The organism is Micromonospora sp. B006, from assembly GCF_003408515.1.
GTDB classification, from domain to species: domain Bacteria; phylum Actinomycetota; class Actinomycetes; order Mycobacteriales; family Micromonosporaceae; genus Micromonospora; species Micromonospora echinospora_A.
The window spans coordinates 4359913-4367500 of sequence record NZ_CP030865.1; the positions used below are offsets into that span (position 1 = coordinate 4359913).

Annotated in this window: 4 protein-coding genes and 2 rRNA genes (1 of these 6 cut by a window edge); 1 reads left to right on the plus strand and 5 read right to left on the minus strand. The window is 68.9% G+C overall.

Annotated features, from left to right (window positions below):
• Window positions 1-64: 64 nt before the first annotated feature.
• Genes MicB006_RS19490 through MicB006_RS19500 form a run of 3 tightly spaced genes read right to left on the minus strand, consistent with a single transcriptional unit; the run spans window position 65 to window position 4588 of the window.
• Entirely contained in the window at window positions 65-562 is a 498-nt protein-coding gene (locus MicB006_RS19490) for a DUF4233 domain-containing protein (RefSeq protein WP_225980421.1), read from the minus strand.
• Window positions 559-1911, minus strand: a complete 1353-nt coding sequence (locus MicB006_RS19495; RefSeq protein WP_116508021.1) for a folylpolyglutamate synthase/dihydrofolate synthase family protein — start codon at window positions 1909-1911, stop codon at window positions 559-561. The genes MicB006_RS19490 and MicB006_RS19495 overlap by 4 nt, the downstream gene beginning before the upstream one ends.
• 58 nt (window positions 1912-1969) lie before the next feature.
• Window positions 1970-4588, minus strand: coding sequence for a valine--tRNA ligase (locus MicB006_RS19500; protein WP_116508023.1), 2619 nt, complete (start codon window positions 4586-4588; stop codon window positions 1970-1972).
• Between the two features lie 69 nt (window positions 4589-4657).
• Between MicB006_RS19500 and MicB006_RS19505 the strand changes: the two genes are divergently transcribed.
• Window positions 4658-5335, plus strand: a complete 678-nt coding sequence (locus tag MicB006_RS19505) for a hypothetical protein (protein ID WP_116511623.1) — start codon at window positions 4658-4660, stop codon at window positions 5333-5335.
• Window positions 5336-6128: 793 nt separating this feature from the next.
• Here the strand turns inward: MicB006_RS19505 and rrf are convergent.
• Window positions 6129-6245, minus strand: a 5S ribosomal RNA gene (rrf, locus tag MicB006_RS19510).
• A gap of 76 nt (window positions 6246-6321) precedes the next feature.
• A 23S ribosomal RNA gene (locus MicB006_RS19515) occupies window positions 6322-7588 on the minus strand (it continues 1842 nt past the right edge of the window).

Here is a 7588-nt window from a genome sequence, read left to right on the forward strand (position 1 = left end):
CTTAACGCCTCAGGTAGAGGAAGGGGCCCTTCTTAACACGCGGAACCGCGCCGCGCCGCGGCGCTCAGCCGAGGATGACCCGCCGCACGTGCAGCGCGTACGCCCACACCAGCGCGAACATCACCCCGAGCGCGAACAGCGACCAGTGCAGCAGCCCGGAGAGCAGCAGCAAACCCTGGAGTACGGTGCCGGCGTGCCACGCCCACGGGCGGCGCATCATGCCGGCCAGCACCACGCAGGCGACCGCCAGCGCCACGATCGCGCCGACCGCCGCGCCGCTCAGGTCACCGCCGACCACCCGGATCGGCTGGATCGCCAGCAGCAGCACCAGCGCCTCCAGCGCCATCGTGCCGGCGCCCAGCCCGCGTACGGCCTTGTCCGGGTTCCGCAGGCCGGACCGGCGCTCGCCGCCCGGCGCCTGACCCTCCGACGTGTCGCCGACCGCCCGCTCGGGACCGGCCTGCTCGGCGCCGACGGATCGCTCAGCGCCGGTCTCGCCGACGGTCCGCTCAGCGCCAGTCGGCTGCGGCTCGGCGCCCGTACCCTGCTGCGGGCCGGTCATCGCTTGAGCAGCCGGCGGGCGTCGGCCACTGTCACCACCGATCCGGTGACCAGCACGCCCACCCCGGACAGCTCGCCCGGCACGTCCGACTCGGCCTCCGCCACCGCCGCCTCGATGGCGTCGGGCATCTCCCGGGTCGCCTGCACCCGCTCCGGCCCGAAGATCTCCCGCGCCAGCTCGGCCAGCTCGTCCACGGGCATCGCCCGGGGCGAGCTGTTCTCCGCCACCACGATCGAGTCGAGCACCGGTTCGAGCAGTTCGAGCAGGCTCGCCGCGTCCTTGTCGCCGAGCACCGCCAGCACGCCGACGAGCTTGCTGAACGCGAACTCCTCCTGCACCGCGGCGACCGTGGCGGCCATGCCGTGCGGGTTGTGCGCGCCGTCGAGCAGCACCGTCGGCGCGGTACGCACCCGCTCCAGCCGGCCCGGCGAACTCGTCGCGGCGAAGCCCTCGCGGACCGCCTCGATGTCGAGCTGCCGCCGGGCCCCGGCGCCGAGGAACGCCTCCACCGCGGCCAGCGCCACCGCGGCGTTCTGCGCCTGGTGCGCGCCGTGCAGCGGGATGAAGATCTCCTCGTACACCCCGCCCAGGCCCTGGATGGTCAGCACCTGGCCGCCGACGGCGACCGCGCGGCGCAGCACGCCGAACTCGGCGCCCTCGCGCGCGACTGTGGCGTTGACCTCGGCGCAGCGTTCCAGGATCGGGCGGGCCGCCTCTTCCTCCTGCGCCGCCGCGATCACCGTGGCGCCGGGGTGGATGATGCCCGCCTTGTGCAGCGCGATGTCCTCGATCGTGTCGCCGAGCCACTCGGTGTGGTCCAGCCCGATCGGGGTGATCACGGCGACGCCGGCCTGGATCACGTTCGTCGCGTCCTCCGCGCCGCCGAGCCCGACCTCCACCACTGCGACGTCGACAGGAGCGTCGGCGAACGTGGCGAACGCCAGCGCCGTGGTCATGTCGAAGTACGTCAGCGGCTCGGCGAACCGCTGGTCGACCAGCTCGGCCAGCGGCGCGATCTCGCGGTACGTGGCCACGAACCGCTCCTCGCTCACCGCATCGCCGTCCAGGCTGATCCGCTCCCGCACGGTCTCCAGGTGCGGGCTGGTGTAGCGCCCGGTGTGCAGCCCGAACGCCCGCAGCAGCGAGTCGATCATCCGGGCCGTCGAGGTCTTGCCGTTGGTGCCGGTCAGGTGGATCGACGGGTACGCCCGCTGCGGGCTGCCGAGCAGGTCGAGCAGCGTCTCGATCTTCTCCAGCTCGAAGCGCATCCGGGTGAAGCCGCGCGCGTTGAGCGCGGCTTCCACCTCGGCGAACGCGGTACGGTCGGTGCGGTCAGTGCGTTCGCTCATGCGGAGCCATCTTTCGTTCGCGACTGCGGGGCTCGCAAGCCCGGCTCACTCCTCGCGCTCACGAGGGCAGCGCCTCCAGGGCGGCGTCGATCCGGACCAGGTCCGCCTCGGCCACCGCCAGCCGTTCGCGGATCTTCGCCACCACCGGCTCGGGCGCCTTGCCGACGAACGCCGGATTGTCCAGCTTCGCCCGCGCCTGGGTGGCCTCCTTCTCGGCCGCCGCCCGGTCCTTGGTGAGCCGGGCACGCTCGGCGGCCACGTCGATCGAGCCACGGGTGTCCAGCGCGACGCTCACCGCGCCGGGCATGGCCAGCGTGGCGCTGGCCTGGAAGTCGTCGCCGGGTGCGTCGAGCCGGGCCAGCGAGCGGACCAGCGGCTCGTGCGCCGCGATGCCCGCGCCGGCCAGGCCGTCGAGCCGGGCGGCGACCCGCTGGGTCGGCCGCAGCCCCTGGTCCGAGCGGAACCGCCGGACCTCGGTCACCACCCGCTGGAGGGTGGCGACCTCGCCCTCCGCGGCGTCGTCGATCAGGGTACGGTCGGCGACCGGCCAGGACGCCGTCAGCACGGTCTCGCCGCCGCTGAGCGCGGACCACAGCTCGTCGGTGACGAACGGGATGACCGGGTGCAGCAGCCGCAGGAGCTGGTCCAGCACGTGACCGATCACCCGGCGGGTGGCGTCGGCAGCCGGCCCGCCCTCGGCGAGCACCGGCTTGCTCAGCTCCACGTACCAGTCGCAGACGTCGTCCCAGGCGAAGTGGTAGAGCAGGTCACAGACCTTGGCGAACTCGTACGCCTCGAACTGCTCGTCCACCTCGGCGGTGACGTGCGCCAGCCGGGACAGGATCCACCTGTCGACGGTGGAGAGGTCGGCGGCGTCCGGCAGCGGGCCGCTGGTGTGCGCGCCGTTGAGCAGGGCGAACCGGGTGGCGTTCCAGAGCTTGTTGCAGAAGTTGCGGGAGCCCTGGCACCACTCCTCGCTGACCGGCACGTCCTGGCCGGGGTTTGCGCCCCGGGCCAGCGTGAACCGGGTGGCGTCGGCGCCGAAGCGGTCGATCCAGTCCAGCGGGTCCACCACGTTGCCGAACGACTTCGACATCTTCTTGCCGTGCTCGTCGCGGACCATGCCGTGCAGCGCCACCACGTCGAACGGCTGCACGCCGTCCATCGCGTACAGGCCGAACATCATCATCCGGGCGACCCAGAAGAACAGGATGTCGTAGCCGGTGACCAGCACGCTCGTCGGGTAGAACTTCGCCAGGTCCGGAGTGTGCTCCGGCCAGCCGAGCGTGGAGAACGGCCACAGGCCGCTGGAGAACCAGGTGTCCAGCACGTCCTCGTCCTGCCGCCAGCCCTCGCCGGACGGCGGCTCCTCGTCCGGGCCGACGCAGACGATCTCGCCGTCCGGGCCGTACCAGACGGGGATGCGGTGGCCCCACCACAGTTGGCGGGAGATGCACCAGTCGTGCATGTTGTCGACCCAGGCGAAGTAGCGCTTGGCCAGCTCGGCCGGCTCGATCGTCACCCGGCCGTCGCGCACCGCGTCGCCGGCGGCCTTCGCGAGCGGCCCGGTGTTGACGAACCACTGCAGCGAGAGCCGCGGCTCGACTGTCGTCTTGCAGCGCGAGCAGTGCCCCACCGCGTGCAGGTACGGCCGCTTCTCGGCCACGATCCGGCCCTGCTCGCGCAGCGCCGCGACGATCGCCGGGCGGGCCTCGTACCGGTCCAGGCCCTCGAACGGACCGGGCGCGGTGATGATCCCGCGCTCGTCCATGATCGTCAGCGACGGCAGGTCGTGCCGCTGGCCGATCTCGAAGTCGTTCGGATCGTGCGCCGGGGTCACCTTGACCATGCCGGTGCCGAAGCTCGGGTCGACGTGCTCGTCGGCGACGATCGGGATCCGCCGGTCCGTGAGCGGCAGCTCCACCTCGGTGCCGATCAGGTGCCGGTAGCGCTCGTCGTCCGGGTGCACGGCCACCGCGGTGTCACCGAGCATCGTCTCGGCGCGGGTGGTGGCGACCACCACCTCGTCGCCGTAGCGGATCGAGACCAGCTCGCCCTCGTCGTCGGTGTGCTCCACCTCGATGTCGGACAGCGCGGTGAGGCAGCGCGGACACCAGTTGATGATGCGGTTGGCCCGGTAGATGAGCCCGTCGTCGAAGAGCTTCTTGAACATGGTCTGCACGGCCCGGGACAGGCCCTCGTCCATGGTGAAACGCTCGCGGTCCCAGTCGACCGCGTCGCCCAGCCGGCGCATCTGGCCGAGGATCGCGCCGCCGGACTCGGCCTTCCACTGCCAGACCCGCTCGACGAACTTCTCCCGGCCGAGGTCGTGGCGGGACAGCCCTTCACCGGCGAGCTGCCGCTCGACCAGGTTCTGAGTGGCGATGCCGGCGTGGTCCATGCCCGGCAGCCAGAGCGCCTCGTACCCCTGCATCTTCTTGCGCCGGGTGAGCGCGTCCATGAGAGTGTGCTCGAACGCGTGCCCCATGTGCAGCGAGCCGGTCACGTTGGGCGGCGGGATGACGATGGTGAACGGCGGCTTTTCGCTGTCCGCCGAGGCCCGGAAGTGTCCGCCGGCTACCCACTGCTCGTACCGTCGCTGCTCTACCTCGCCGGGCTGGTACTGGCCGGCGAGGGTCGGGGCGTCGGGGCGTCGGGCATCCAGTCTCTCGGTCACCCTGAAAGTCTACGGAGCGCTTTCGAGGACCTGACGTGCGCCACCTGTGATTCGCGTACGGTGGCGGTCATGTCCGACGCGCATCTGACCGAGCGCCCGGTCGACGGGGGTTCCGATCCGGTCGAGCTGACCGAAGAGCCGATCGAGTTGAGCCGCCGCGACCCCGCGCAGGAGCCCGAACGCCGTACCGTCTCGCGGCGCCGGAAGATCGTCCTGGCCGCGCTGCTCGTGGCCGGCCTGGCCGGCGCCGGTGTGCTCGGGCTGGGCGGATGGCGCGTACTCCAGCAGAAGGACACCACTCTCGGCCAGCCCGCCGAGGTGGCCGGGCTGGTGCGCGACGACAGCGAGCGGGCCCGCAGCACCGCCGACTACCTGCGCGACGGCCTTGCCGCCGACATCGAGCTGGACCGCGGCTACGGCGCCGTCTACTCCGACCGCGGGGACGCCAAGCGCTCGGTGCTGCTGTTCGGCGGCACCACGCTGCTCTGGCAGCCCGAACGCGACCTCGACACCCTTTTCGGCCTGATGGCCGACGAGACCGGCCGGGTGGCGGGCCTGCGCGAGGTGGACGCCGGCCGCCTGGGTGGCGTGATGAAGTGCGGTACGACAAGCGGCGACGGCGGTGACTTCGCGGTGTGCGGGTGGGCCGATCACGGCAGCGTGGTGATGGGCATGTTCCCGGGCCGGACGGTCGACGCCGCCGCAGCCCTGTTCCGCGAGATCCGCGAGTCCGTCCAGACCCGCTGATCCGCGGACCTTGGCGGTTCAGCCCGTCCGCGCCAGTACGGCGAGGTGAGCGCATCCGCCCTGCCCCGTCCCCGCCGGGGCGCCGTAGTGGCGGCCCCAGCGCGTTCCGCTGCCCTTCTCCCGTGCGACCGCTTCCGGGTAGTGGCGGCCCAGGCCGCCAGCTCGGGGAGGTGGCTGCATTCCGGGCACTCCGTTGCCGCCACATCGCCGTAGTGGTGTCTGCCTGGTTCACCAGCTCGGGAAGGTGGCTGAATCCGGCGCAGTCTGTTGCCGCCACCTCGGGGAACTGGTGACCAGCTCGCCAGTTCGGGGAGGTGGCTGGATCCAGCGCAGTTCGTTGCCGCCACTTCGCCGTAGTGGTGGCCGCCCGGTTCGTCAGTTCGGCCCGCCACTTCGGGGAGCTGGCGACCGGCCCGCCAGTTCGGGGAGGTGGCTGGATCCGGGGCACTTCATTGCCGCCACTTCGGGGAAGTGGCGGCCGGGTGGCGGGTTCCCGAGGGTGTCCCGGATCTCGCCACCGCGCCCTAGCGGCGGGCCGGTCTCGACCTCAGTGAGGCGGACGGCGACGCCGTTTGCCGACACGGTCCAGCTGCCACTTCGGGGAAGTGGCTAGGACTGCAGCGCCGCCACCCCGCCAGGTCGGGGTAGCGGCCTGATCTTGTGCGGTGTAATGCCGCCGGGCTGGTGTGGTGGCGGTTGGCGTTCACCCCTTGGGGTGCGGGCGGGTTGGCCGGCTGTGGGGGAATGCGTTTCAGGGCCACCCCGTGGGGGGTGGCCCTGAAATCGAATGTTTGTCCGGCGGTGTCCTACTCTCCCACACCCTCCCGAGTGCAGTACCATCGGCGCTGGAGGGCTTAGCTTCCGGGTTCGGAATGTTACCGGGCGTTTCCCCTCCGCCATGACCGCCGTAACTCTATGAACATATCAAACAACCAACCACGGGTTGTTGTGTGTTCAGAGTTGCACAGTGGACGCGTAGCAGCTTAGTAGTCAAGTCCTCGGCCTATTAGTACCGGTCAACTGAACCCGTTACCGGGCTTACATTTCCGGCCTATCAACCCAGTCGTCTAGCTGGGGGCCTTACCCCACAAAGTGGGTGGGATACCTCATCTTGAAGCGAGCTTCCCGCTTAGATGCTTTCAGCGGTTATCCCTTCCGAACGTAGCTAACCAGCCGTGCCCCTGGCGGGACAACTGGCACACCAGAGGTTCGTCCGTCCCGGTCCTCTCGTACTAGGGACAGCCCTTCTCAAGTATCCTACGCGCACGGCGGATAGGGACCGAACTGTCTCACGACGTTCTAAACCCAGCTCGCGTACCGCTTTAATGGGCGAACAGCCCAACCCTTGGGACCTGCTACAGCCCCAGGATGCGACGAGCCGACATCGAGGTGCCAAACCATCCCGTCGATATGGACTCTTGGGGAAGATCAGCCTGTTATCCCCGGGGTACCTTTTATCCGTTGAGCGACACCGCTTCCACATGCCAGTGCCGGATCACTAGTCCCGACTTTCGTCCCTGCTCGACCTGTCAGTCTCACAGTCAAGCTCCCTTGTGCACTTGCACTCAACACCTGATTGCCAACCAGGCTGAGGGAACCTTTGGGCGCCTCCGTTACCCTTTAGGAGGCAACCGCCCCAGTTAAACTACCCACCAGACACTGTCCCTGAACCGGATAACGGTCCGAAGTTAGATACCCAAATCAACCAGAGTGGTATTTCAAGATTGCCTCCACCCATACTGGCGTATGGACTTCACCGGCTCCCACCTATCCTACACAAGCTAATTCAGATACCAATGTCAAGCTATAGTAAAGGTCCCGGGGTCTTTCCGTCCTGCCGCGCGTAACGAGCATCTTTACTCGTAATGCAATTTCGCCGGGCCTGTGGTTGAGACAGTGGGGAAGTCGTTACGCCATTCGTGCAGGTCGGAACTTACCCGACAAGGAATTTCGCTACCTTAGGATGGTTATAGTTACCACCGCCGTTTACTGGCGCTTAAGTTCTCCGCTTCGCCCCGAAGAGCTAACAGGTCCCCTTAACGTTCCAGCACCGGGCAGGCGTCAGTCCATATACATCGAATTACTTCTTCGCATGGACCTGTGTTTTTAGTAAACAGTCGCTTCCCCCTGCTCTCTGCGGCCATACAACGCTCCACCCGCGCGGGGCTTCACGTCTCCGGCCCCCCTTCTCCCTAAGTTACGGGGGCAATTTGCCGAGTTCCTTAACCACAGTTCGCCCGATCGCCTCGGTAT

Excerpts from the sequence above, each read along its gene's own strand:
- MicB006_RS19495 (WP_116508021.1), bottom strand. The coding sequence starts at position 1,911 with ATGAGCGAACGCACTGACCGCACCGACCGTACCGCGTTCGCCGAGGTG.
- MicB006_RS19490 (WP_225980421.1), bottom strand. The coding sequence starts at position 562 with ATGACCGGCCCGCAGCAGGGTACGGGCGCCGAGCCGCAGCCGACTGGC.
- MicB006_RS19505 (WP_116511623.1), top strand. The coding sequence starts at position 4,658 with ATGTCCGACGCGCATCTGACCGAGCGCCCGGTCGACGGGGGTTCCGAT.